Consider the following 22,521-nt stretch of genomic DNA (forward strand, 5'->3'; position numbering starts at 1 on the left):
GGTCCAGTTTCCTCCTTTTAAGGCGGCTTCACCCTGACCAGGGACGGTAATCGGTGCATTGTGACATCATATCGTGACAAAAACAGGGGACGTCGCGATATTTCCTCTGTCAAGGGTCCTGCAAAGGCTGCGGAGGCGGCAATCTGTCGCCGTTCCGAGCCGGATCCGGGGGCGGGGAAGGCGGCGAGAGCGGCAGAGGCCCCGCACCCGCCGGAGCGGAAGGTTCGGCGGAAGGCGCCAGCATCATCGGCCCGGACGACGTCTCGTTCGAAGGTGAAGATGCCTGCCTGCGGCCGGATTGCGGGGGCGCCTGAAGAGGCTGAACCGCGCCCGGTGTGGGGGCCAGCTGGATGACGCCCGCCTCACCTGTCAGAGCTTCCCCGTCACCCGAGACGGTCTGCTGGGCAGTGGGCGTGTCGGTCGAGATCCGGGGCTGAGGGGCCGCCGGAAGAGGGCCGACCAAAGGCGCGCGCACATCCCCGCCACAGGATACGACACTCACCTGATAAAGCGGACTTTGCAGGACGGCGAGAGCGGGTTCGGCGGCCATCATCCAGCCGTCGAATTTCACGGCGGGATCGGAATCATCGGTCATCGTCGCCTGGATCGCGGCGTCTCCGGGCAGCGTCGGCGGCCGATCCACGCAGCGATGCAGCGCGATATGCAGGCTGCCGTACCGCCCTTCCCCGTCAACCGGAATGGTCAGAAGCTCGATACGCGAGTCCACGCGATTGAGAACCCGCAGAACAGCCGCGCCACGCCCCTGCCAAGTGACCGCCGGATACATCACAGGACCCGCCACGGGCGTAGCCGCCACAGCGCAAGGCGCAAATCCGAAACAACCGGCCACCAGAAACGGAATAGAGAGCGGAATCGAAAAGGGATGGCGCACGTTCAGGCCCCGGGCTCGCGCAATCGCGCCACCATATCGTTGAAAAAAACCCGCATCGCCTCCGGCGCGACGCCCATCAGCACCGCGTCCTCGAAGGCATCCTGCATGACCTGCCGCAGCTCTTCCTCGTTCTCGCGCAGAACCTTCAGCTTTTCCACGCAGCCGATCGGCGCGCCGTCGCGGTCCAGCCAGGCCGTCGCAGCACTCATTCCAGCCCTCCCGAGGCCTTCCCCGACTGCGGCTTGGATTTCTGCAACGTATCCGTCACCGAGAAGATGAACTTGCTCAGCAACTGCTCCAGACTGATGGAGCCCTGCGTCTGGATAACTTCGCCGCCCGCCTTGAGCATCGTCTCGCTGCCACCCGGCGAGAGCGCGATGTACTTGCCGCCCAGCAGGGAGTCGGACGTAACGATCGCGGCGCTGTCGACCGGCAGTTTGATATCGGGACGCACTGTAAAGGTCACGCGTGCCCTGAAATCCTTGGGATCCACGACCTCGCCCGTCACATGCCCGACGGTAATGCCGGAAAGACGGACGTCGGAACCGACATCGAGACCGTCAATCTGATTGAAAACCGCGTTCAACGGATAACCGTCGCTCCCCGAACGATGTCGGCCGCCAATGGCGACCACGATCAGGACGACTAGAACCCCCAGCACCAGCAGACCGGTAACGAGTTCTACAGTGGCAGGGCGCGCACGGACGCCGGTCGCTGCACTCATGGAAGTCAGGCCCCGAAGACATCAAAGGTGAAGGACATGCCGTCAGTACTACAGGCTAAACCGGGTGGCGTCCATGCATCCCGTCCCGCGCCTCATCCGATGTTATCCCCCATATCCACGTTATACGGAGTATTATCCACCATATCGCAGGCTTTAAGGCGCTTTCTTGCGGTCTCCCGCAGGCCTAGGATCACGACATGACAGCAGCCCGCCAGTATTGGAACGGCGTTCGCATGCGCACTGCGCACGTCACCGCCGACCCCGATGACCCGACCGTCCAGTCCGTCATCCTGCCCGCCCCGTGGGACGACGAAGCCGCGTGCGCGCTGCTTCAGCTCGCACCGCCACGCGGCCCGGAATCGATGGCCGCCATCCGGCTGACCACGGAAGCCGGTCGCTGGCTGGCGGAGATGGACGCCCTGCCCGCGCCCGCTTCCGGCAAAGATCTCCTGCCACCCGGCAAGGCGCTCGCCTGCCTCCTCCTGATGCGTCAGCTCGCGCCGATCGCGTCCGTCTGGCAAGGCATGCAGGATCGCAACGGCGGTTTCATCGTCAATCTTGCGGCCTTCGTTCAGGACGGACTGTTCGCCACCGACGCGTTCATCGCCAGCATCCGGCTGGCCTGCGACGTGCTACGGCGCAAATACGGGGTCGCGGCCGACACGCTGAACGGTGAACTCCCGCTTTTCGAGGCTCTCGCTCCACGTATGCCGGACGAAGAGACTCGAACCGGCCCCGCGGGCACGCTGCTTCTGACCAACCTCGACGCCTGCCTTGCCCTGCTGGGTATGGACTATGACAGCCATCTCGGCCGCGACGCCGCCTGCGCGCTGGCATGGCTGGCCTCATCTCTGGCCAGACAGGGAGCCGGGCCCGTGCCCCTGCCCCCGGCATCCCTTCCGATCCCCGGGCTGGCCGAGCATGCTGCCCTGATCCGCGACGAGAGCGGTATCGCCGAAGACGCGCCCCGTCATGCGCCGATCGAAACCGGCTTTTCGTCGCCAGGTCCCGTGGATGCGCTGCTCGGCGTCGAATCCTGCGGACTGACGCCCATCTTTTCCCCTCTGGACGCGGAAGGGCATCTGCGGCCTAGCACGATCGCGCGTCTGGCCCATCGCGGATTCACGCCCGAAACGGCTCTGGCCGCCGCCATGACCGGCACGTCTCCGATTTCCCTCCCCGGCCCGACCGCCCATCAGGCCATGCATCGCGCGCTGAACGGCTTCGTGGATCGCATGCCCGCGCGCCCGGACCCGCTCGCCCTGCCAAGCCGCCCCGCCCGCCTCGAACGCGGAACACGCCGCCCGCTCCCCGCACGGCATGGCGGCTTCACGCAGCGCGCTTCGGTCGGCGGTCACAAGCTCTATCTGCGGACGGGCGAATACGAAGACGGCTCGATCGGTGAGGTTTCCATCGTTCCAGCCCGCGAAAGCGCGATGGTGCGCGGCCTGCTCGACAGCGTGGGACAGGCGGTGACGGTCGGTCTGCAATACGGCGCGCCACTGGACGCCTATGTGGCACGCTTCGCCCATACGCGTTTCGGTCCCTGCGGAACGGTCGAGGGCGATCCGATCGCAGCCTATGCCACGTCTCTGCTCGATTATGCGTTTCGGGCCCTGTCCGAAGCCTATCTCGGCAAGCGCCTGCCGGACGCGGCGCCGGAGGCCGAACCGGAAGCCATGGAAGATCCCATGCTTCCCTTGTCCATGCCCGAAGACTCAGGCACGCCGCGCCGCAGGGCGGGGCTGAGACTGGTCGGTTGATCGTCAGATCGAACCTTCACAAACACCACTGCCACAAGGTTGAAGAACACAATGTCGGAAACGCCGCTCGATCGCCTCGCCGCCCTTGGCCTGACCCTTCCTCAGGCCGCGACCCCCGTCGCGACCTATGTCGCCGCCGTACAGACAGGCAATATGCTCGTTATCTCCGGGCAACTCCCGCTTGTTGAAGGCAAGCTCAGGGCGACAGGCAAACTCGGAGACGTGATTGCGCCCGAACTCGGCAAAGAATGTGCCCGGCTCTGTCTGCTCAACGTTCTGGCCCAGGTTCAGGCCGCCATCGGCGATCTCGGCAAGGTCAAGCGCGTCGTCCGCCTGGGCGGTTTCATGGCCTGCACCCCGGACTTCACGCAGCATGCCGCCGTCATGAACGGCGCATCCGACCTCGCTGTGGCCGTGTTCGGGGACGCTGGCCGCCATGCCCGTTCGACTGTCGGCGTTCCGTCGCTGCCGCTAGACGCACCGGTCGAGGTCGAAGCCCTCTTCGAAGTCGGCTGACCAGCCCCGTCCATCCCTTGCACCCACCCTTTGCAATCGAGGCGCGCACGCTTCACACTGGCCGCCATGCCGGAATGGTCACTGACACTGCACGCCTCGATCCATGAGATCGACTCCGCCCTTTGGAACCGTTGCGCGGGAGGGGACAACCCCTTCGTCAGCCACGGCTTCCTGTCGGCCCTTGAAGACAGCGGCTCCGTCGGCGCCCGCACGGGCTGGATTCCGCGTCACGCCGTTCTGCGCGACCAGACCGGAACGATCGCCGCCGTCGCGCCCCTTTTTGGAAAGGGACACTCCTACGGAGAGTATGTTTTCGACCAGACATGGGCGCAGGCCTATGAGCAGGCGGGCGGACGCTACTACCCCAAGTTTCAGGTCGCCGTTCCCTTCTCTCCGGTCACGGGTCCACGCCTGCTGATCGATCCGGCCCAGCCGGAGCCGGAAATCCTCGCGCACGCCATGGCCGAAGCCCTCGCCCAGGCTTGCGACGAACTCGGACTTTCCTCAATCCACGCAACATTCTGCACGGCCACGGACCAGCAGCGACTGGTCGAGGCCGGATGGCTGGCGCGCTATGGCCTGCAATATCAGTGGCATAACCGCGATTATCGCGACTTTGAAGATTTTCTCTCCGCGCTCTCGTCCCGCAAACGCAAGACGCTGCGCCGCGAACGCCGGGACGCGCAAGCCTGTGGCCTGACATTTCATACCAAGCAGGGTCACGACATCACCGACGCCGACTGGCGCGCTTTCTATCGGTTCTACCAGTCGACAGTGGATCGGAAGTGGGGCAACGCCTACCTGACCGAACGTTTCTTCCCGCTTCTCGCCGCACGGCTCGGCGCCCAGGTCGTCCTCATGACCGCCGAACATGACGGCACGCCCGTTGCCGCCGCGCTGAACATCATGGGCGGCGGCGTGCTCTACGGGCGCAACTGGGGCTGCGAGGGGCAGTGGCCCTTCCTGCATTTCGAGCTGTGCTATTATCGTGCCATCGAATTCGCGATTGCGCACGGCCTCAGCCGCGTCGAAGCCGGCGCTCAGGGCGAACACAAAATTCAGCGCGGCTATCTGCCCGTCCTGACACGTTCGACCCATCACCTTCGAGATCCTGCCCTGCGCGATGCGGTCGCGAATTTTCTGGTCAGCGAACGGGACGCCATCATGGCCGAGAAAGACGCCCTGGAGACGTTATCTCCCTATCGCGACGCGTAAAGCGCGGACAATCTCACGCGTATCGAGGTTGGAAAGAGCATCCCGGCATCCTTTCTTATTGAGATTGATTATCATTTGCTCTATCATTCCGAAGCAGCACTTTCCAATCCCAGAGGGGAATTCGTGAGATGATCCGATACATGTCCGCCGGAGCGGCCAATATCGCCCGACTGATGGCGCCTTCCGATGCCACGCACCCTTTTTCAAACGAGTGGCGGGAAGCGCGTGAATTTCTCGGCTTTCCGGCCGCGCGATCGAACCCATCTTCTCTTCCGACTCGCTCCGAAATAAAGAAATCCGGCGAGCGTCAACCTTTTGGCAATGAACAGGCGGTCAGATAGTCGGGAACTTGAGGACCGACTTATGGAAAACGCCACTTATATTGCGCTGTCCCGGCTGGACACCGAACAGCGTGCCATGAGTATCGTGGCGAACAACATCGCCAATGCCTCGACCAATGGTTTCAAGGCCCAGCACATTCTTTTCAGCGATTATCTGTCCAGACAGAACGGCGCTCAGGCCCCTGACGGCGAGACCAATCTTCAATATAATCAGGATCTCGCCACATTCCGCGATATCGGACAGGGCCAGTTCGAACAGACCGGCAATCCGCTCGATATCGCCATTGGCGGCGACGGCTATTTCACCGTCAAAACGGCGAACGGCAACCGCCTCACCCGTTCCGGTCGCTTCGTCCGCGCCATGGACGGCTCCGTGACGGACGAGGCCTCCAATCCCCTTCTGGATCGCAACGGGCAACCGATCCGCATCCCGCGACAGGACCAGACGGTCACCATCGCCTCCGATGGCACGATCTCGACGGAAAACGGCGTGATCGGACAGATCGGCATCGTTGTTCCGCAGGATAACAACAAGCTGCAGGTCGAGGGGGGCAAGCTTCTCGTCGCCAACACGCAGACCCGGCAGGACCCGCAACCCAAGCTCGTGCAGGGCATGGTCGAAAGCAGCAACGTCCAGCTCATGTCGGAAGTGACGCAGATGATGCAGATCCAGCGCAATTTCGAGTTCATGTCCGAGTTTGTCCAGAACGAGGCCACACGCCAGCAGAACGCGATTTCCCGGATCGTTCAGGCGTCGTCCTGATCCGTCACCGCTCCCTCCGCCCCCGCACCGACTGATATCCCGAAGGACCACTGCTCATGATGCGCTCACTGGACATCGCCGGCACCGGCATGCAGGCCCAGCAGACGAACGTCGAGACGATCTCAAACAACATCGCGAACATGACGACGACGGGCTACAAACGTTCACGCGCGGAATTCCAGGACCTGATCTACCAGAACATGCGTCGGGTCGGCACGACGAGTTCGGACACGGGCACCATCATCCCCGCCGGTGCGCAGGTCGGCCTGGGCGTCCGCACCGCCGCCATCTATCGCATCAACGAACAGGGCACGCTGGAGCAGACCAGCAACTCCCTCGATATGGCGATCGAAGGTCGAGGATATTTTCAGGTCCAGCTTCCTTCCGGCGAAACGGCCTATACCCGGGACGGCACCTTCTCCCTTTCCGATTCCGGCACGATCGTCACGGCCGATGGCTACACGCTCATTCCGCCGATCAGCATTCCGCAGAACGCCCTCACGGTTTCCGTGGACACGTCGGGGCAGGTCGCCGTCACGACCCCGGGCCAGACCACGTCACAGATCGTCGGACAGATACAGCTCGCCACCTTCATCAACGAAAACGGCCTCGCCGCCATGGGACAGAACCTGTTCCTTCAGACTCAGGCATCAGGCGATCCGAACGTCGGCAATCCGAATTCGACCCAGGGTATCGGACAGGTCATGCAAGGCTATGTCGAAGCGTCGAACGTCAATGTCGTGACCGAGATCACGGACCTTATCTCCGCCCAGCGCGCTTACGAGATGAACAGTAAAGTCATCACTGCATCGGACGACATGATGCAGACGCTGACCAACCTCAGCCGCTCCTGATCATGGGCCGGGCCGTCATTCGTATGCCACCCGGTACAGCCAGGCTATGGCGCCTCGCGACTCTGACGCTGGTCGCGGTCGGCTGGCTCGGGCTGTCACCCGGCATGGCCGCAACATTACGGCACGAGGTCGTGCTGCGTGGCGAAAAAGTCCATCTGTCGGATCTGTTCGATGGTGTCTCGCCTGATCAGGATACGGTTCTGGGCGAAGCGCCGGCCCTGGGCAAAAGCTACGAGGTCAGTGGTCCGCAGCTCACGGCCATCGCCGCCCAGTACGGTATCGACTGGCCCGATGCGTCCCCGCTGGTCAGCGTGACCGTCCGTCGCGGGGCGCATGTCTACGGCCATGATTATGCGATGTCGCTCCTGCAAGCCGCCCTGCATGTGACCCCGCGGGATCCGGATACCGAACTCGTCATCGATCACTTCGATCCGCTGGTCGTGCCGCTCGATATCGACACGCCGCCCCATCTGGTTCAGGTCAATTACAGCGGCGTCCAGAACGGAAGTTTCTCGGCCGTCATGACCATCGACGGGGATACGCCCCTCGAAACACGTGTGTCAGGCCAGATCGTGCACCAGGTACAGGCTCTCACGGTGCGCCATACCGTTCAGATCGGCGAACCGATCACGGCTGACAACCTGATCGTCTCCCGCATGCGCGCCGATCAGCTTCCCGTTGACAGTTTGCACGATCCCGAAGAGGCCATGACGCTAACGGCACGCGTACCGCTGACGCCGGATCGTCCCCTGACCAGCGCGCAGCTTCTGCACCCGATGCTGGTCCACAAGGACAACTCCGTCGTCATGATTTACAACATGGCGTCCCTGCGCGTCACTGCCTCCGGCATCGCCCTCGCAGACGGCATCCGCAACGACATGGTCGAAGTACTCAATCCCTCGACGAAAATGGTCATTACCGGCCGGGTGACGGATCGTTCGCAGATCGAGATCCTGCCGGGCGCCATGCCGGTGCCGATGGACAACCGCATGCGCGCTTCCGCCGCGACAGCTTTCGCCCGCCGATCCTGAAAATCCGCCTAAGCGTGAATTTCGCGCCAAGCATTTACCGTTCCTTAGTTTCCGTCAGGCATCATACGACACCGACGGAAACAGGACGGCATGCGGACATGAAACAATATGCTCTTCTCATGGCCTCCGCGATGACGTTGGGCCTGACAGGTTGCAGCAATCTTGCGCAGCTTTCGGAAGTCGGTCGTCCGCCCAGAATGACAAAAATCTCGGACCCGACCCTGGCGCAGAACTACCGTCCGGTCACGATGCCCATGCCCGCCCTGCAAGCGCCCAACTCCGAACCGGCGAGTCTCTGGCACAGCGGCAGCCGCGCGTTCTTCAAGGACCAGCGCGCGTCTCAGGTCGGGGACCTCGTCACGATTCTCGTCGAAATCTCCGATACCGCGCAGCTCAACAACAACACCACGGCACAGCGAAGTGCCGCGGAAAATTTCGGCATTCCGCAGCTTTTCGGCGTCAAACAGAAGGTCATCTCGCATGTCATCGGCGCCGACACGCTTCAGACGGCCAGTGACAACAACAATGCGGCCACGGGCCGCATCACACGCAATGAAAGCGTGACGCTCAGCCTGGCCGGAACCATCACCCAGGTTCTGCCCAACGGCAATTTCGTCGTGATGGCCCAGCAGCAGGTCCGCGTGAACAGCGAACTGCGCCAGCTTTACGTCAGCGGCATCGTGCGCCCACAGGACATCACCGCCGACAACACCGTCACGCATGAACGCATGGCGGAAGCCCGCATTTCATACGGCGGTCGCGGCACACTCACCCAGATGCAGACGCCGCGTTACGGCCAGCAGGTCATGGACGCCGTGCTGCCCTTCTGACGCTTTCGCCCCGCCGTCAGAACAGCGCCAGCGCCGTCCCGACGACCCCTTGCTGCTCGGCAAGATGGACGCTCGCAAGGCCCGTGGCGGGCGACGCCGAAGCCGGACGCCCGACGAAATGCGAACGTCCCGCGGTGTGACCGATTTCCGTCAGGACGTCCTCGATCCGCCGGTCCACGAAATGCCACGCGCCCCCGTTCTGCGATTCCTCCTGGCACCAGATAATCTTCGCGTTCGGATAGCGCGACAGCACCCCGCCCAAAGCCGCCCCCGGGAACGGGTAGATCTGCTCCAGACGGATCAGCGCGACGTCGCGCCGGTCGGAAGAGGCGCGGGCCGCGTGGAGGTCATAATAAACCTTGCCCGAACACAGCACGACGCGCGTGATCTGATCGTCCGGCAGAAGCTCGTCCGTCTCACACAGCACCGGGCGAAAGCCAGTCCCCGTCCTGAAATCCGCCATGGCGGAAACGGTGCTCTTGTGGCGAAGGAGCGATTTGGGCGTCATCACAATCAGCGGTTTGCGATGCGGGCTGACGACCTGCCGCCGCAGGACGTGGAAATAATTGGCAGGCGTCGTGATGTTGCAGACGCGCAGATTGTCTTCCGCGCAAAGCTGGAGATAGCGCTCCAGACGTGCGGACGAATGCTCCGGCCCCTGGCCTTCATAACCATGCGGCAACAGCATCACGAGACCGGACGTCCGCAGCCATTTCGTCTCGCCCGATGCGATGAACTGGTCGATGATCACCTGCGCTCCGTTGGCGAAATCACCGAACTGCGCCTCCCAGAGCACCAGGGCCTCGGGCTCTCCCAGCGTGTAGCCATATTCAAAGCCAAGCACGCCGAACTCGGAGAGAAGTGAGTTATAGACCTCCAGCGGCGCGCGCGCATTGGGCATGGCGTTGAGCGGTGTGTATTCCTGCTGGTTGAGCTGGTCGATCAGCACCGCATGACGCTGGCTGAACGTCCCGCGCTGGCAGTCCTCGCCCGAGAGACGCACCCTGTGGCCTTCCAGAACGAGGCTGCCGAAAGCCAGCGCCTCTCCCGTCGCCCAGTCGATCCCTTCGCCGGACGCCAGCGCATGGGCGCGCGCGTCAATGACGCGGCGCAGACGCGGGTGCAGCGCGAAATCGGATGGCAGTTGGGTGAGCGCATGGACGATCTCGTCCAGCTGCGCCTCGCCGATCCCCGTTGAAGGTTCGTCTTCGGAAACCCCGCTGCGCGACGGACTGCCGTCGCGCCCCGCATCGATCCACTCCGCGCGATTGGGACGATAGCTGCGCGAACGCTCGAACTCTTCGTCGAGACGGCTCTGGAAAGAGTCCCACTGCTTCGTGACCGCCGCATCGTCCATGATGTACTCGCGCACGAGCCGATGGGCATACAGGGTCCGCGTCGTCGGACGCGCCGCGATGGCCTTGTACATCGTCGGCTGCGTGAACGCCGGTTCATCGGCTTCGTTATGGCCATGACGACGATAGCAGACGAGATCGAGCACGATATCGGCGTTGAATTCCCGACGAAAATCCGCGGCCAGCCGCGCACAGTAAATGGCCGCCTCAGGCTCGTCGCCATTCACGTGCAGGATCGGCGCCTGCACGGCCTTGGCAATATCCGTGCAATACATGCCCGAATACCCATGGGCCGACACGGTCGTGAAGCCGATCTGGTTGTTGATCACAACATGGACCGTGCCGCCCGTGCGATAGCCGACCAGCTGGGACATCGCCATGGTCTCGTAGGCGATACCCTGACCGGCGAACGCGGCGTCTCCATGCACCAGCAGGCCGAGATGGCGGTATCGCCCTTCCAGACCCACGCAGCCGTCGCGATCCTGCGCCGCGCGGACCTGCCCGATCACGACGGGATCGACGGCTTCGAGATGCGACGGGTTAGGCAGGAGTGACACGCGCACGTTCTGCCCCGCGACCCGCAGCACCGCTGCCGTTCCCAGATGATATTTGACGTCCCCGGAACCCTGCACGTCCGTCGGCTTGAAGGAAGCGCCCGCAAACTCGCTGAAAATCGCCGCGAATGGCTTGCGCACGACATTGACCATCGTGTTCAGACGCCCGCGATGCGCCATGCCGAGTGCGACGGAGCGCGTCCCGTGGCTGGCCGATCGCTCGATGATGGCATGCAGCACCGGAATCGTGACTTCGCTGCCCTCCAAGCCGAAGCGCTTGGTACCCGTGAAGCGCTTCTGGCAGAAACTCTCGAAGCCCTCGGCCTCCGTCAGCTGCCCGAGAATGCGACGCTTCTGCTCGGGCGAAAAACTGTGCCGCCAGTCATCGCTCTCCAGCCGCTGCTGAAGCCAGCGCCGGATCGCCGGGTCCTGGATGTGCATGTATTCCACGCCGATCGGCCCGCAATACGTCTCGCGCAGGGCCGCGAGCACTTCACGAATGGTTGCCGTCTCCCGATGCGGCATGAGCGTGTGCAACATCGTGCCGAGATAGATCGAACGGTCGAAATCCTCCGGTCCAAACCCGTACGTCGCCGGATCGAGATCCTCATGCGGCTGGGGAACATGCAGGCCCAGAGGGTCCAGCCGGGCCTCGACATGCCCGCGCACGCGATAGGCGCGGATCATCTGCACGGCGCGCAGACTGTCATCGACACTCGCCGTGATCATCGGCCCCTCGGGAGACTGAAGGGCGGAAGTCGTTACGCCCGGGGCTTTTTCGCGTTCGGCGACCGGAGCCGCCGCTTTCATCCAGCTGGCGCCGCTCATTTCGGCGAGGATCTGGGCCCGTTCCTCGTCAAATCCGGAAAACAGCGTCGCCAGAGAGGAATCGACGCTCGAGGGGTTTTGCGCCCATCGCGCATACATCTCCGCGAGCCACGCAAGATTTTCGCCGTTGAGGGCTTCGCCGCCGCTTACGATGTCATCCATCCCGGTCCCCGCTTCATGACCTGTCACACACATACGCTTCACTGCGGGCGTAGAGCAGGAACCAGGCAAGGCCAAGAGAGAAGCGAAACCTCCATGGAGATTTGAGTCCCTGACCGCATAGCGGGTCGCCGCGGGCGGCTCCTTTTTCTCCCCCTTTTCCGCATTCGGCCACCCGGGGAAATCCGGGAGACGCCCAAAAGGATTGTCGGGGCCGGACCTGGGGTGTTAAGCCCCGGTTATGAGCAAAAACACACCGCCCTGCCCGCAATGCACGCTGGATGAGACGCATCTCGAAGGTGCGAACTATATTTGTGATACCTGTGGTTATGAGTGGCCAGCCGAAATCGCCGAAGCCGCGTCGATGGACGAGATCGTCAAAGACGCCAACGGATCGACACTCGCCGATGGCGACACGGTCGTCGTCATCAAGGATCTCAAGGTGAAAGGCTCTTCGACGACGCTGAAAGTCGGCACCAAGATCAAGAACATCCGGCTGCGCGGCGGCGATCACGCCGTCGAAGCGGGGGGCTACATGCTCAAGGCCGAATTCCTGCGCAAGGCCTGAGCGCTCGCGCGGGAGCGGCCGCGAGCTTTCGACAGGCTCCGGTTCCCCATCCGTAGTACCGGCACGGCCGCGGCGTCATGCGGCAGGGAGCGGCCATTCTCCGCCGAATAGCGCGCGCCGAAGGCCTCGCGCTCGAGTCTCTCGCAATAATCGAGATAGCGGATCAAGGCCCGCTCGGCGCGCATCGTGCGACCATAAACGCGTTTATAGTGCTTCCAGAGCATGAGGACGTTGACCGACCAGGCATCATAGGCATGCTCGGTCACACGCTGCCGGACCAGCGGCGGCAACTGATCGAAAGCCTCCCATTCCCTGCCCTCATAACGCCGCCACATCTCATGGCGCAGCGTGCGTTCATTGGTGGGATCGAAGGACGGTTCAGGCATCGTCGGACACAACCTCCGAGGCCGAACGCCATGCCGGGAAAGGATCGGGCAGATGGGCGTAAAGAAGCGGATCGAACCGGCCGCCGGGAAATTCGGGAACAAGACAGCCGTCGAGTGCGGCACGGATACCGTCCTCATCCATCTCCCGGGTTCCGATGAACACCATCTCCTGACGACGATCGGCATAGACCGGGTCCCAGTTCGAAAAGAGATGGCCGCGCCACTCGTCACTGTCAGGCCATTGCGAGCGGGGAATTTCGCACCACCATAAACCGAGGGCCTGCGTGCGCACCAGCGCACCCGCCTGCCCCAGCTCTCCCACCCATTCAGGCCGCGTCGCCAGCCAGAAATGGCCCTTCGAACGCACGACGCCGGGCCATGTCCTGTCTATGAACGTCTTGAAACGATCCGGCAGGAACGGGCGGCGCGCCCGGTAGACGAAGCTCCGGATGCCATATTCCTCGGTTTCGGGAACGTGCTCCGAAGAGCCGAAAAGCTCCTTGTACCAGAGCGGGTGCTGATGCGCCTTTTCATAATCGAAGCGATGCGTATTCAGCACGCGCGCCAGCGGCACGACGCCCATATCCGTCTCGATGATATCGGCATCCGGATTGAGGCTCACGATGATCTGCCGGGCGGCTTCGCGCTGGTCCGGTGTCGCGGCGGAGACCTTGTTCAGCACGACGACATCGGCAAACTCGATCTGCTCGACCAGCAGATCGACCAACGCCCGCTCGTCCTCCTCGCCAGCCACTTCACCACGGTCGCGCAGAAAATCCGTCGAGCTGTAATCCCTGAGCAGGTTCACGGCATCGACGACCGTCACCATCGTATCGAGGCGGGCCAGATCGGAGAGGCTCCGGCCTTCCTCGTCACGAAATTCGAAAGTCGCGGCCACGGGCAGCGGCTCCGCGATCCCGGTGGATTCGATCAGCAGATAGTCGAAGCGCCCCTCGCGGGCGAGGCGCTGGACCTCCTGAAGCAGGTCATCGCGCAATGTGCAGCAGATGCAACCATTGGTCATTTCCACGAGTTTCTCGTCCGTACGCGACAGGTCACTGCCCTCGCGCACGAGATCGGCGTCAATGTTCACGTCACTCATGTCGTTGACGATCACAGCGACCCTGCGGCCTTCCCGATTGTTCAGGATGTGATTGAGCAACGTCGTCTTTCCGGCCCCGAGAAACCCCGAAAGAACGGTGACAGGCAGTTTGGCGGACATGGAGCAGGCTCCTTTCCTGTGGCCACGAGGGCGATTGCGCTGGTGCGATCCTAGATCGTATGTTATAACATAACAATACACCGGAGCCATCGCATGTCCTCGATCTGCCCGACACGTCTGCATATGAACGCCGTGGCCGCCTTTCGCCCGATCGAAGAGCCAGACAGGCATATCGTGGTGAGGGAACGCGCGCTGGACGACATTCTCGTTCGCTCGATTGCGCAATATCTCAGAGCAGGACCGGGGCTGATCCTCACGCGGGGAACGCCGGACGCCATCTACGCGGAAATCCGCTCGCTGTTTCCGCTGGGCTGCATTCCGCTTCTGGCGGATGCGATCCAGCTGGCCCGCCAGTATCGGCAACTGGCCGGAACACCGGATCTGCGTCTGCGACTGGAACGCATCGATGACGACAGTTGCCGCTGTTTTCACATCGACAACGTGCCGCTGCGGCTTCTGTGCACCTATGCGGGTCCGGGCGTTCAATGGAAAACGGCCGATGACGAGACCATTCACGACACGTCGGAAGGCAGCCTCATCCTGCTGAAAGGACGCCTGTTTCCACGTCGTTCAGACGATGGAGCCGTCCTGCATCGCTCTCCGCCACTCTCGACGATGGCGCCGGGAACCCAGCGGCTTCTCCTGACTCTCGATCATCCGGACGCCTGCACCGTCGTCATGACGCGAGCACCGATGGCAGCAGTCTGACATGTTCGTCATCGAAAGCTGGCCGGCGGGAGAAATCGGGCCGCATCTGACGGCATCGGCCGACACCCGGATCGTAAGCGACATCCTGATGCCGTTCGTTGACGCCGTAATCTGGGCGCGAAGGGTGCCCCGGGACTGGGACGCGCGCCTCGGTGCGACCGGCGGAGACCTGACCAGGAGCGCCATTCTCTCGGGCCCCTTCGATCACGTGCTCAAGCAGGTTGAAGGGCTTGCGCTGGGCGGAAACCGGACGCCCTTTCTGAAGGACGATGTTGAACAGATCATATCGCTGACCGCAGCCCTCGGCATGTCGCATGAGGTGCGGCTGCAATGGCTTCATGTCGAAGACCGCTTCGCGCCTGGACCGTTGGATCATGGCAGGCTCAGGGCGCTGTGTGTCTATGGAACGGGCAGCATCGCGTGGTCCTGCCAGAATGACGCGTCGGGGATGGAGCCCGTGGCCCTCGACCCCTATGGCATCCTGTTCACCAAGCCCCTTATGAGTCTCGCCCCCAGCGCCGCATTTCAGGCCAGCGGCCCGGCCTGCTACGCCCTTTGCGTGGACGTGGCCTGAGAACCGCCTCAGAACAGCTCGCGCACCGCCGTCGCGAAACTGGGAGAAAGCGGCAGGAGCGGCGTCAGGGTGGACTGCCATGCATGGTAGACATCCGCCTTGCCCGGATAAACGACCTCGGATGGGCGGTTGTTCGCGTCCAGCTCCTGAATCCACCCCCCGTCCCGGCGATCGATCATGTGCAGGTCGATATAATCCCAGATCGTGCGATACCATGCCTCATAGCGCGCATGGCCCGTTCGTTTCAGCAGCGCCGCCGCCGCCGTCAGGGCCTCGGCCTGGCACCAGTGCGGCCGGTTCTCCACCACCGGCACAAGATCGTTGTCGACCGTATAAAGCAGGCCGCCCTTGCCGTTGCGGTCCCACCCCGCGGCCATGCCGCTCTCGAACAGGGCCGTGCTGTCGGTCAGCAGCCACTCCGGCGCCGCGCCGTCTTCCCGCAGCAGGGCCGCTTCGAGTTTCAGCAGCAGATGCGACCATTCCACGAAATGGCCCGGCGTCATCCCATAGGGGCGCAGATCGTCCGTCGGCTGATCGCGATGGTAGTCCGGATGATAGGTCCAGCTTCGGTCGTAATGTTCACGCACGCCATAAGCCGCGTCGCGCGCCAGCATATGAATGAAGCATTCGACGACCCGCAGCGCCCGGTATCGCCATACCGGGTCTCCCGTCACATCCGCCAGCGCCATGCAGGCCTCGACGGAATGCATGTTGGAATTGGCGCCCCGGTAATCCTCTTCATCCGACCAGTCTTCCGCGAAGCTCTCGCGAAAAACGCCTTCTTCCTCGCTCCAGAAGTGCGTCTCCCAGATCGAGGTCGCCAGTTCCAGCAGGATTTCGGCTCCCGGCACCCCCGCCACGGAGGCCGACGAGGCCGCGAGCGCCACAAAGGCGTGCAGGTAGTTCTGCTTGCGCGTCTGCGACGCTGCGGGGCGTCCGTCGGTCAGCCCGGCGAACCACCCGCCATGCTCGGCATCGCGTAACGGCCCGAGCAGCGACCGCACGCCATGTTCGGCAAGCGGCATGCAGCCCGGCAGGCCGCGCATGGCGGCGATCGCATAGACATGTGTGGCGCGCGCCGTCAGCGTCGTGTCCGGCGCGGCGTCCGGCGTGAGCCGACCCTGTCCGTCCAGCGGACCGAAGCCACCTTCGAGTCGCGATGCCTTGGAAAAATCGAGCAGCCGCAGCCCCTGATGCTCCAGCCAGTAGCGATGGGGCGTCGATCGCAGCCAGCTCGACACCGGCACCATCAGGGAGGGCAGCATTTCAGCCATTGACGATTTTCCCGCCATTCACATGCAGGGTCTGGCCCGTCACGAAGCTTGAATCCGCCGAGGCGAGATAGACATAGGCCGGACCGAGTTCCGCGGGCTCACCACAACGGCCCATCGGCGTGTCCTTTCCGAGGTCGGCCACGGCCTGCGGGTCGACCGGTCCCCAGCTTGCGGGCTGGAGCGGCGTCCAGACGGGTCCGGGCGCCACGGCGTTGACCCGGATGTCCTTCGATGCGAGCTGAAGGGCGAGAGAACGGGTGAAGCCCATTTCGGCGGCCTTCGTCGTGCTGTAGGCGACCAGCGCATCATTGCCCGCGAACGCATTGATCGAAGACGTGGCGATGATCGCGGACCCGGCTTTCAGATGCGGCAGCGCCGCGCGCGTGATGTAGAAATAGCCGTTGATATTGACGTCCATATGGTGTTGCCACACCGCATCCGTGATGTCGGTGAGGTCTTCGCTGACATATTGCACACCGGCATTGTTCACGACGATATCCAGCCCGCCGAGCGTCTCGACCACCTTGCCGACGGCCTCGTTGCAGAACTGGCTCGAAGCGACGTTTCCGGCGATCGCCAGGCCCTTGCGGCCTTCGGCTTCTATCAGGCGGACGGTTTCCCGGGCGTCTTCATGTTCGTCCAGATAGATGATCGCGACATCCGCGCCTTCCCGGGCGAAATGCAGCGCCGCCGACCGGCCGATTCCGCTATCGCCTCCGGTCACGAGCGCCTTCCTGCCCGCCAGCTTGCCGCTCCCCCTGTAATCGGGACGGATATGAACGGCGAGCGGCTTCATGGCCTTTTCGACGCCGGGCTGATGATCCTGGCTCTGGGGTGGGATGTTGAGTGACATGGTCGGGCTCCTCGATCGTTTTTAAGCACGGCTTCTCCTTCAACAGCGGCCCAGCGGCCATGAGGTTGCATAAACCGGATCGGCGCGGGATCGCGAGGCGCGTATCCCATCCCTCCCGGCCGGCCAGTGACAGGGCTGGCGGCCTTGCGATCACGACTGCGAAAATCCGCGAGCGACCATCCTGCGCGGCCTTCCGTTCGCTGTTACACTGCCGCCAGAATCGTAAGGATAATGGGCTTCATGACCACACGCAGATCCATCCTCACCCTGGCCGCTCTGGCTGGCCTCGGCATCGGCGTCATGCAGGGCGCTTCAGCGCAGACCGTCGTGCCGCTCGCGCGGCGCAACACGGGGGTCGGCATTGCCGCAGCCCTGAGCAACCGTGATCGACCCGAGGCGGATCGGACCCTGGATGCGACGCGTAAACCCGCCGGTCTGCTCGCATTCGCCGGTGTGAAGCGCGGCATGAACATCGCGGACATCATGCCCGGCCACGGTTATTTCACACGGATTTTCAGCAATGCGGTCGGCAAGGACGGACATGTCTGGGCGGTGAATTCACAGGAGCACGTGGCGCATCATCCCAAGGCCGCGGACCCCATCAACGAAATCGCCGCCGATCCGGCCTTCGACAATGTAACTTCAGTCGTTCAGCCGCTGAACGCCATCACCCTGCCCAAGCCGCTCGATCTCGCCTGGACGTCGCAGAACTACCACGACGTCTATTATGGCGCGGGCCCGGACGCAGCGCTCGCATTTGACAGATCCGTCTTCACCGCTTTGCGCAAGGGCGGCGTTTTCATGGTGATCGATCATGTCGGCACTCCGGGCACGAATCCCGCCGATGCCGCCAGGCTCCATCGGATCGATCCAGCCCTCATCCGCCAGCAGCTCGAATCCGTCGGATTCCAGTTCGAGGGGGAGAGCAAGCTGCTGGCCAATCCGCAGGACAGGCATGACGTGCCCGTTTTCGATCCGTCGGTGCGTGGCCATACCGATCAGGTGGTTCTGAAGTTCCGCAAACCCTGACATCCGCGCCATGGCGTCTGTTGTCCGACGGCCGTCATGAGACGGGGTCAGCGCCGTTTTTCAGGGCAGCTTACCGGTTTTCTCCAGAGCCGCACGCTCGGCGGCCACATCCTGGACGGATTTGGCCTTCGCGCGGGCCGCCGCGAGCTGGGAGGCCTGAATATCCGCCGCCGGAGCCTTGATTCCCGTCGCATAGCGCAGGAGGGCCGCGATCTGCTCGTCATTCAGTTTGTTGAAAGACGGCATGTAGCCCGCATAATCATTACCCTGCGCGTGGATTTTGCCCCGCAGGCCGAACAGCAGCACATCAATGAGATAATCCCGCCCGCCGTCGCGCTGCGCGATGAACCCAAGCCGCCCCGCCAGCGGCGGAAATTCGCCAGGCATGCCGACGCCGCCATTTTGATGACAGGCGACGCAGCGGGAGACGAACAGCGCGCCGCCATCCTCCTCAGCGCGGGCGACCTCGCCCGCGAGCAGGGATATCCCGAGCAGCCCGACCAGTCCGACATGTCGGAACATCATAGTGTTCGTCATGATGTTGGGTTCCTCTTTTCCTGGATGTCTCTTCGTACGGGTGTCACCGCACGGACCGGCCTCGAAACGCTCTCGCGCTTATAGGGATTTTCCTCAATCCGACAAAATCTGATAAGGAACCCGGCGCGTATCACGCCCTTGCGAGCGGAGAACATGATCGAGCCTATAGGGACATTCGGACCGTCCACCCGAACCAGGCGATCGCCTTCCACGCGCCGTTTCTTCATGACAAGCGTGGCTGTTGCCCTGTCCCTGATCTGCGTACGGCCCGCAGGAGCCGAAACGCTTCATGACGCGATCATCAGTGCCTGGGCGCGAGACCCCGTCGGACGCGCCGCCAATGTGGACGCGATGGCCGCGCATCGCACAGCCGACGCCTCGGAATCCTGGTTTCCCGGCGGACCGGTGATCAACGGCGAATATCTCGACGATCATTTCATCGGCAGCAATGTCGGCTACACGACCTATCAGGGCAGCATCGGCGTCCCGCTCTGGTTGCCCGGCCAGGGAACGGCGACGGTCAAAAACGCACTGGCCGATGAGGCGGCGGCCCGCGCCAACGGAAAAGTGGCCCGCCTCGCCATGGCCGTCCGGCTCCTCGATCTGACAAGCGCCGCAACCCTCCTGACGCGGGAAGCGCAGAACATGCGCCAGACCAGCGCGGTTCTCGCCCAGGCCCTGCAGGCTACCTCACGCGCCCTCGCACAGGGCGAAATCCCGGCGACCGACAACGAGGCGCTGCTCGGCGAGAAGGAAGATCTCGACGGTCGCATCGCGGAAACGGAACAGAAAATCGAGACGACCCGCGCCGAACTGGAAACACTGACGGGGCATGATACGATCCCGGATCTGATGAACCTCGATGGCCATCTTCTCGTCGGACAGGGACTGTCGCTCGATCCGAAGAACGATCCGCGCATCGAAATGGCGAACGCGACGGTGCAGGCCGCTCACGCCTCCTACAACGTGGCGGCCCATTCCTTCATGCCCGCACCGGAAGTGGGCATCATGGTTTTGAAGCAGGGTCAGTATGGCAGTCCGTGGGACACGCAGGTCGGTGTTCAGTTCAGCACCACGCTTCCCAGCGAGGCACGCAATACGCCGATGATGATGAAGGAGACCAAGGCGATCGGCGCAGCCGAGCGGGACGCGGAACTCACGCGCCGCAAGGTGACCGTCGAATACCGCCAGACCCGCGCGCAACTCGCCTCCGCCCTCGAAATTCTCCGCCACGCCGACAGGACGCAGAAAGCCCTGCAGGATCGTGCCGGGCAGATGGACAAGGCATGGCGCGTCGGCGAAACCTCCGCCATCGAATATCTCCGCGCCCGCCAGGCGGCTCTGGCGGCGCAGCAACGCGCCACCCAGGCCGATGTCATCTGGCACGCTGCCATGGTGCGGATGGTTCTCATGGCCGGGCGCACACCCTGAAATCGCACATCCTGGGAACGCCTTGCGCTCCCGTCGAGCTTCCCTGGCGCTCGCCAGACGCCTGTCTGGCCGCCTGGCACGACGAACCCTGGCTTGCGATGCTCGATAGCGGCGGCCCTCTCTCGGGCCGGACGCGCTGGTCGGTGCTCTGTCGGCGTCCCGTCGCGACACTCGTCACCTGCGAGGAGTCGGGGTGGGACGCGTTGCGCGCTCTGCTGCCGCCCCGTCAGGCAGAGGGCGCGCTCCCTTTCCAGGGTGGCCTCGTCGGCATGGCGAGCTACGGGGCCGGATTGAAGCTGGAGAAAATCCCCAGCGCCCATGCGGATGACACACCGCACCTCGTCGCGGGCCTGTTCGCCGATGCTCTCGTTTTCGACCGGCAGGACAAGCGGCTCTACTGGTCCTCCCTGACGAACAGGCCACCGCCCGAACTGCCTTCCTGCACGCGCCGACCCGCCGCACCGCCCGTCTTGCCGTTCAGGCCGGATCTCGACGCGACGCAGTGGATCAGGGCGGTCGATTCCGTGCGGGACTACATCGCCGCCGGAGATCTGTTCCAGGCCAATCTGACGGTCCGGTTCCACGCCAGCCGCCCCGCTGGGCTGGCCGTCGTCGATCTGTATCGCGCCCTGCGAAAATCGATGGCCGCTCCTTTTGGCGGATTACTGAAATCGCCCGGTTTCTCGCTCCTCAGCGGCTCGGTCGAGCGCTTCCTGAGCATGGATGCGCAAGGTCGGATCGAAACGCGTCCGATCAAGGGCACGGCCCCTCTTGGCCCGTCGGAAGCCGAAAACCGCGCCATCGCCCTCGCCTTGGCCGGGGACGAGAAGGAATACGCGGAAAACCTGATGATCACCGATCTGATGCGCAACGATATCGGACGCGTGAGCCAGCTCGGATCGGTCACGGTTCCGGAACTCTGCCAGGTCGAGCGTTTCGCCCACTGGCATCATCTCGTCTCCTGCGTGCGGAGCATCATCCGCCCCGGTCTGGACGCCATCGACCTGCTACGCGCCACATTGCCGCCCGGCTCCGTTACCGGCGCGCCCAAGCATCGCGCCATGCAGATCATCGACACCATCGAGCGCTCCGCGCGCGGCGCCTATTGCGGAAGTTTTTTCCGCATCGGCTTCGATGGCGCCCTCGACAGCAGCGTCATCATCCGTACTCTGGCGATCCTGAAAGACCGGCTCGAAATCGGCACTGGCGGCGGCATCACCTATCCCTCCGACCCAGCGCGGGAATATGAGGAAATGCGTCTGAAGGCTGCGCCCCTGCTTTCCCTTTTCGACCCATGAGCGATCTCGTCTGGATCGACGGCACGCTCCGCCCCGCCCGGGATGCCGGGATCGACCCCGCCGATCGCGGCTTCCTGCTGGGCGACGGGCTTTTCGAAACCATGCGCGTGACCAACGGGACGATCCCGCACCGGACGCGCCATTTCCACCGCCTGTGCGACAGCGCCAGAATCCTGCGCTTCCCGACGCTGGACATGACTGCTCTGGCGCAAGGTCTGGACACCGTCATCACGGCCAACGCCATCGTGAACGGCAGCGCACGCCTGACGCTGACGCGCGGCATCGGACCACGAGGCCTGATGCCGCCGACCAAGCCCCGCCCCACGGTGCTGATCACCACGCAGCCCTCTCCCGCCAGGCAGCCCGGCGCCGCCCGGCTGCATGTGAGCCATCAGATTCGCGACGGCGCCTCGCCGCTGAGCCGTCTCAAGACCCTGAACTACCTGCCGGGGATTCTCGCCCGTATGGAAGCGGCGGATATCGGGGCCGATGACGGGCTGCTGTGCAACGCCGCCGGACGGATCGCGAGCGCCAGCGCCGCATCGCTGATCGTCCTGACGCCGGAGGGGCTTGTCACCCCTGCTCTCACGGAAGGCGCTATGGCCGGAATCAGCCGCGCCTGTCTGGTCGAAAGCGGTCTGGTCCGGGAAGGCCATATCGAGCCGGACTTCCCTCAGGTCAGCGCCGCATGGATCGTCAACGCCCTGACTCTGCGCCCGGTCGGTCAGATCGGCGGGCGCTCGCTCTCCCTCATCCCGGCAGGGACCGAACGTCTCCGCGCCTGCGTTCATCCATCATGAAGGCATGGCCACAGGA

Annotated in this window: 22 protein-coding genes and 1 pseudogene; 14 read left to right on the top strand and 9 right to left on the bottom strand. The window is 63.5% G+C overall.

Going from position 1 to position 22,521, the window contains the following annotated elements; translation table 11 throughout:
• Positions 1 to 109 precede the first annotated feature (109 nt).
• The 3 genes from PWM43_RS11825 to mlaD form a co-directional block, all read right to left on the bottom strand.
• Positions 110 to 802 carry a DUF2155 domain-containing protein gene (locus PWM43_RS11825; RefSeq protein WP_289842720.1) on the bottom strand — a complete coding sequence of 231 codons (693 nt, stop codon included), beginning with the start codon at positions 800 to 802 and terminating at the stop codon, positions 110 to 112.
• A 92-nt stretch (positions 803 to 894) separates the two neighbouring features.
• Positions 895 to 1,101 carry a hypothetical protein gene (locus PWM43_RS11830; protein WP_289842721.1) on the bottom strand — a complete coding sequence of 69 codons (207 nt, stop codon included), beginning with the start codon at positions 1,099 to 1,101 and terminating at the stop codon, positions 895 to 897.
• Positions 1,098 to 1,616 carry an outer membrane lipid asymmetry maintenance protein MlaD gene (mlaD, locus tag PWM43_RS11835; protein WP_289842722.1) on the bottom strand — a complete coding sequence of 173 codons (519 nt, stop codon included), beginning with the start codon at positions 1,614 to 1,616 and terminating at the stop codon, positions 1,098 to 1,100. Before mlaD ends, PWM43_RS11830 begins: the two co-directional genes overlap by 4 nt.
• A 197-nt stretch (positions 1,617 to 1,813) precedes the next feature.
• Between mlaD and PWM43_RS11840 the strand changes: the two genes are divergently transcribed.
• The 7 genes from PWM43_RS11840 (at position 1,814) to flgH (ending at position 8,929) form a co-directional block, all read left to right on the top strand.
• On the top strand, positions 1,814 to 3,379 hold the full coding sequence (locus PWM43_RS11840; protein WP_289842723.1) for a TSCPD domain-containing protein: 1,566 nt from the start codon (positions 1,814 to 1,816) through the stop codon (positions 3,377 to 3,379).
• 51 nt (positions 3,380 to 3,430) lie between these two features.
• Complete coding sequence (locus tag PWM43_RS11845; protein WP_289842724.1) at positions 3,431 to 3,895, top strand: RidA family protein; 465 nt, start codon at positions 3,431 to 3,433, stop codon at positions 3,893 to 3,895.
• Positions 3,896 to 3,961: 66 nt separating this feature from the next.
• Positions 3,962 to 5,110, top strand: coding sequence for a GNAT family N-acetyltransferase (locus PWM43_RS11850; protein ID WP_289842757.1), 1,149 nt, complete (start codon positions 3,962 to 3,964; stop codon positions 5,108 to 5,110).
• A gap of 363 nt (positions 5,111 to 5,473) precedes the next feature.
• Positions 5,474 to 6,214, top strand: coding sequence for a flagellar basal-body rod protein FlgF (gene flgF / locus PWM43_RS11855; RefSeq protein ID WP_289842725.1), 741 nt, complete (start codon positions 5,474 to 5,476; stop codon positions 6,212 to 6,214).
• A gap of 59 nt (positions 6,215 to 6,273) precedes the next feature.
• Entirely contained in the window at positions 6,274 to 7,068 is a 795-nt protein-coding gene (gene flgG / locus PWM43_RS11860) for a flagellar basal-body rod protein FlgG (protein ID WP_289842758.1), read from the top strand.
• A gap of 23 nt (positions 7,069 to 7,091) precedes the next feature.
• Positions 7,092 to 8,099: a flagellar basal body P-ring formation chaperone FlgA gene (gene flgA / locus PWM43_RS11865; protein ID WP_289842726.1), complete on the top strand. Its 1,008-nt coding sequence runs from the start codon at positions 7,092 to 7,094 to the stop codon at positions 8,097 to 8,099.
• Between the two features lie 98 nt (positions 8,100 to 8,197).
• Positions 8,198 to 8,929: a flagellar basal body L-ring protein FlgH gene (flgH, locus tag PWM43_RS11870; RefSeq protein ID WP_289842727.1), complete on the top strand. Its 732-nt coding sequence runs from the start codon at positions 8,198 to 8,200 to the stop codon at positions 8,927 to 8,929.
• A 16-nt stretch (positions 8,930 to 8,945) separates the two neighbouring features.
• Here the strand turns inward: flgH and PWM43_RS11875 are convergent, their stop codons facing one another.
• Positions 8,946 to 11,828: a 2-oxoglutarate dehydrogenase E1 component gene (locus PWM43_RS11875; RefSeq protein WP_289842728.1), complete on the bottom strand. Its 2,883-nt coding sequence runs from the start codon at positions 11,826 to 11,828 to the stop codon at positions 8,946 to 8,948.
• 238 nt (positions 11,829 to 12,066) lie between these two features.
• Here PWM43_RS11875 and PWM43_RS11880 point away from each other — a divergent pair, with 238 nt between their 5' ends.
• Positions 12,067 to 12,393 carry a zinc ribbon domain-containing protein YjdM gene (locus PWM43_RS11880; protein WP_289842729.1) on the top strand — a complete coding sequence of 109 codons (327 nt, stop codon included), beginning with the start codon at positions 12,067 to 12,069 and terminating at the stop codon, positions 12,391 to 12,393.
• A gap of 50 nt (positions 12,394 to 12,443) precedes the next feature.
• On the opposite strand, the pseudogene PWM43_RS11885 reads toward PWM43_RS11880, so the two are convergent.
• Both PWM43_RS11885 and zigA read right to left on the bottom strand, forming a co-directional pair.
• Positions 12,444 to 12,779 (bottom strand): annotated as a pseudogene (locus tag PWM43_RS11885) (DUF6525 family protein); the annotation flags it as partial.
• Positions 12,772 to 14,001: a zinc metallochaperone GTPase ZigA gene (gene zigA, locus PWM43_RS11890; RefSeq protein ID WP_289842731.1), complete on the bottom strand. Its 1,230-nt coding sequence runs from the start codon at positions 13,999 to 14,001 to the stop codon at positions 12,772 to 12,774. The pseudogene PWM43_RS11885 and the gene zigA, both read right to left, overlap by 8 nt.
• Positions 14,002 to 14,094: 93 nt before the next feature.
• On the opposite strand from zigA, the gene PWM43_RS11895 reads away from it, so the two are divergent.
• Together PWM43_RS11895 and PWM43_RS11900 are read left to right on the top strand one after the other, a co-directional pair.
• Positions 14,095 to 14,709: a DUF1826 domain-containing protein gene (locus PWM43_RS11895; RefSeq protein ID WP_289842732.1), complete on the top strand. Its 615-nt coding sequence runs from the start codon at positions 14,095 to 14,097 to the stop codon at positions 14,707 to 14,709.
• Position 14,710: 1 nt separating this feature from the next.
• Positions 14,711 to 15,283 carry a hypothetical protein gene (locus tag PWM43_RS11900; protein ID WP_289842733.1) on the top strand — a complete coding sequence of 191 codons (573 nt, stop codon included), beginning with the start codon at positions 14,711 to 14,713 and terminating at the stop codon, positions 15,281 to 15,283.
• 8 nt (positions 15,284 to 15,291) lie between these two features.
• On the opposite strand, the gene PWM43_RS11905 is transcribed toward PWM43_RS11900, so the two are convergent.
• Together PWM43_RS11905 and PWM43_RS11910 are read right to left on the bottom strand one after the other, a co-directional pair.
• Positions 15,292 to 16,557 carry an AGE family epimerase/isomerase gene (locus PWM43_RS11905; RefSeq protein WP_289842734.1) on the bottom strand — a complete coding sequence of 422 codons (1,266 nt, stop codon included), beginning with the start codon at positions 16,555 to 16,557 and terminating at the stop codon, positions 15,292 to 15,294.
• Positions 16,550 to 17,410, bottom strand: coding sequence for a glucose 1-dehydrogenase (locus tag PWM43_RS11910; protein WP_289842735.1), 861 nt, complete (start codon positions 17,408 to 17,410; stop codon positions 16,550 to 16,552). Before PWM43_RS11910 ends, PWM43_RS11905 begins: the two co-directional genes overlap by 8 nt.
• Before the next feature lie 240 nt (positions 17,411 to 17,650).
• On the opposite strand from PWM43_RS11910, the gene PWM43_RS11915 reads away from it, so the two are divergent.
• The gene (locus PWM43_RS11915; protein WP_289842736.1) at positions 17,651 to 18,439 is read left to right on the top strand and encodes a class I SAM-dependent methyltransferase; all 789 of its coding nucleotides are present in this window, start codon (positions 17,651 to 17,653) and stop codon (positions 18,437 to 18,439) included.
• A gap of 60 nt (positions 18,440 to 18,499) precedes the next feature.
• Here PWM43_RS11915 and PWM43_RS11920 read toward each other — a convergent pair whose 3' ends face one another.
• Entirely contained in the window at positions 18,500 to 18,976 is a 477-nt protein-coding gene (locus PWM43_RS11920; protein ID WP_289842737.1) for a c-type cytochrome, read from the bottom strand.
• A gap of 225 nt (positions 18,977 to 19,201) precedes the next feature.
• Between PWM43_RS11920 and PWM43_RS11925 the strand changes: the two genes are divergently transcribed.
• From PWM43_RS11925 to PWM43_RS11935, 3 genes are read left to right on the top strand one after another with little or no spacing between them, the layout of a single operon-like run.
• Positions 19,202 to 20,407 (top strand): TolC family protein, encoded by a 1,206-nt coding sequence (locus tag PWM43_RS11925; RefSeq protein ID WP_289842738.1) that lies wholly within the window; start codon positions 19,202 to 19,204, stop codon positions 20,405 to 20,407.
• A gap of 11 nt (positions 20,408 to 20,418) precedes the next feature.
• The gene (locus PWM43_RS11930) at positions 20,419 to 21,705 is read left to right on the top strand and encodes an anthranilate synthase component I family protein (RefSeq protein ID WP_289842759.1); all 1,287 of its coding nucleotides are present in this window, start codon (positions 20,419 to 20,421) and stop codon (positions 21,703 to 21,705) included.
• Positions 21,702 to 22,505, top strand: a complete 804-nt coding sequence (locus tag PWM43_RS11935; RefSeq protein ID WP_289842739.1) for an aminotransferase class IV — start codon at positions 21,702 to 21,704, stop codon at positions 22,503 to 22,505. Before PWM43_RS11930 ends, PWM43_RS11935 begins: the two co-directional genes overlap by 4 nt.
• Positions 22,506 to 22,521: the final 16 nt, after the last annotated feature.

Origin of the sequence: Brytella acorum (genome assembly GCF_029309905.1) — a bacterium.
In the GTDB taxonomy this organism is placed as follows: domain Bacteria; phylum Pseudomonadota; class Alphaproteobacteria; order Acetobacterales; family Acetobacteraceae; genus Brytella; species Brytella acorum.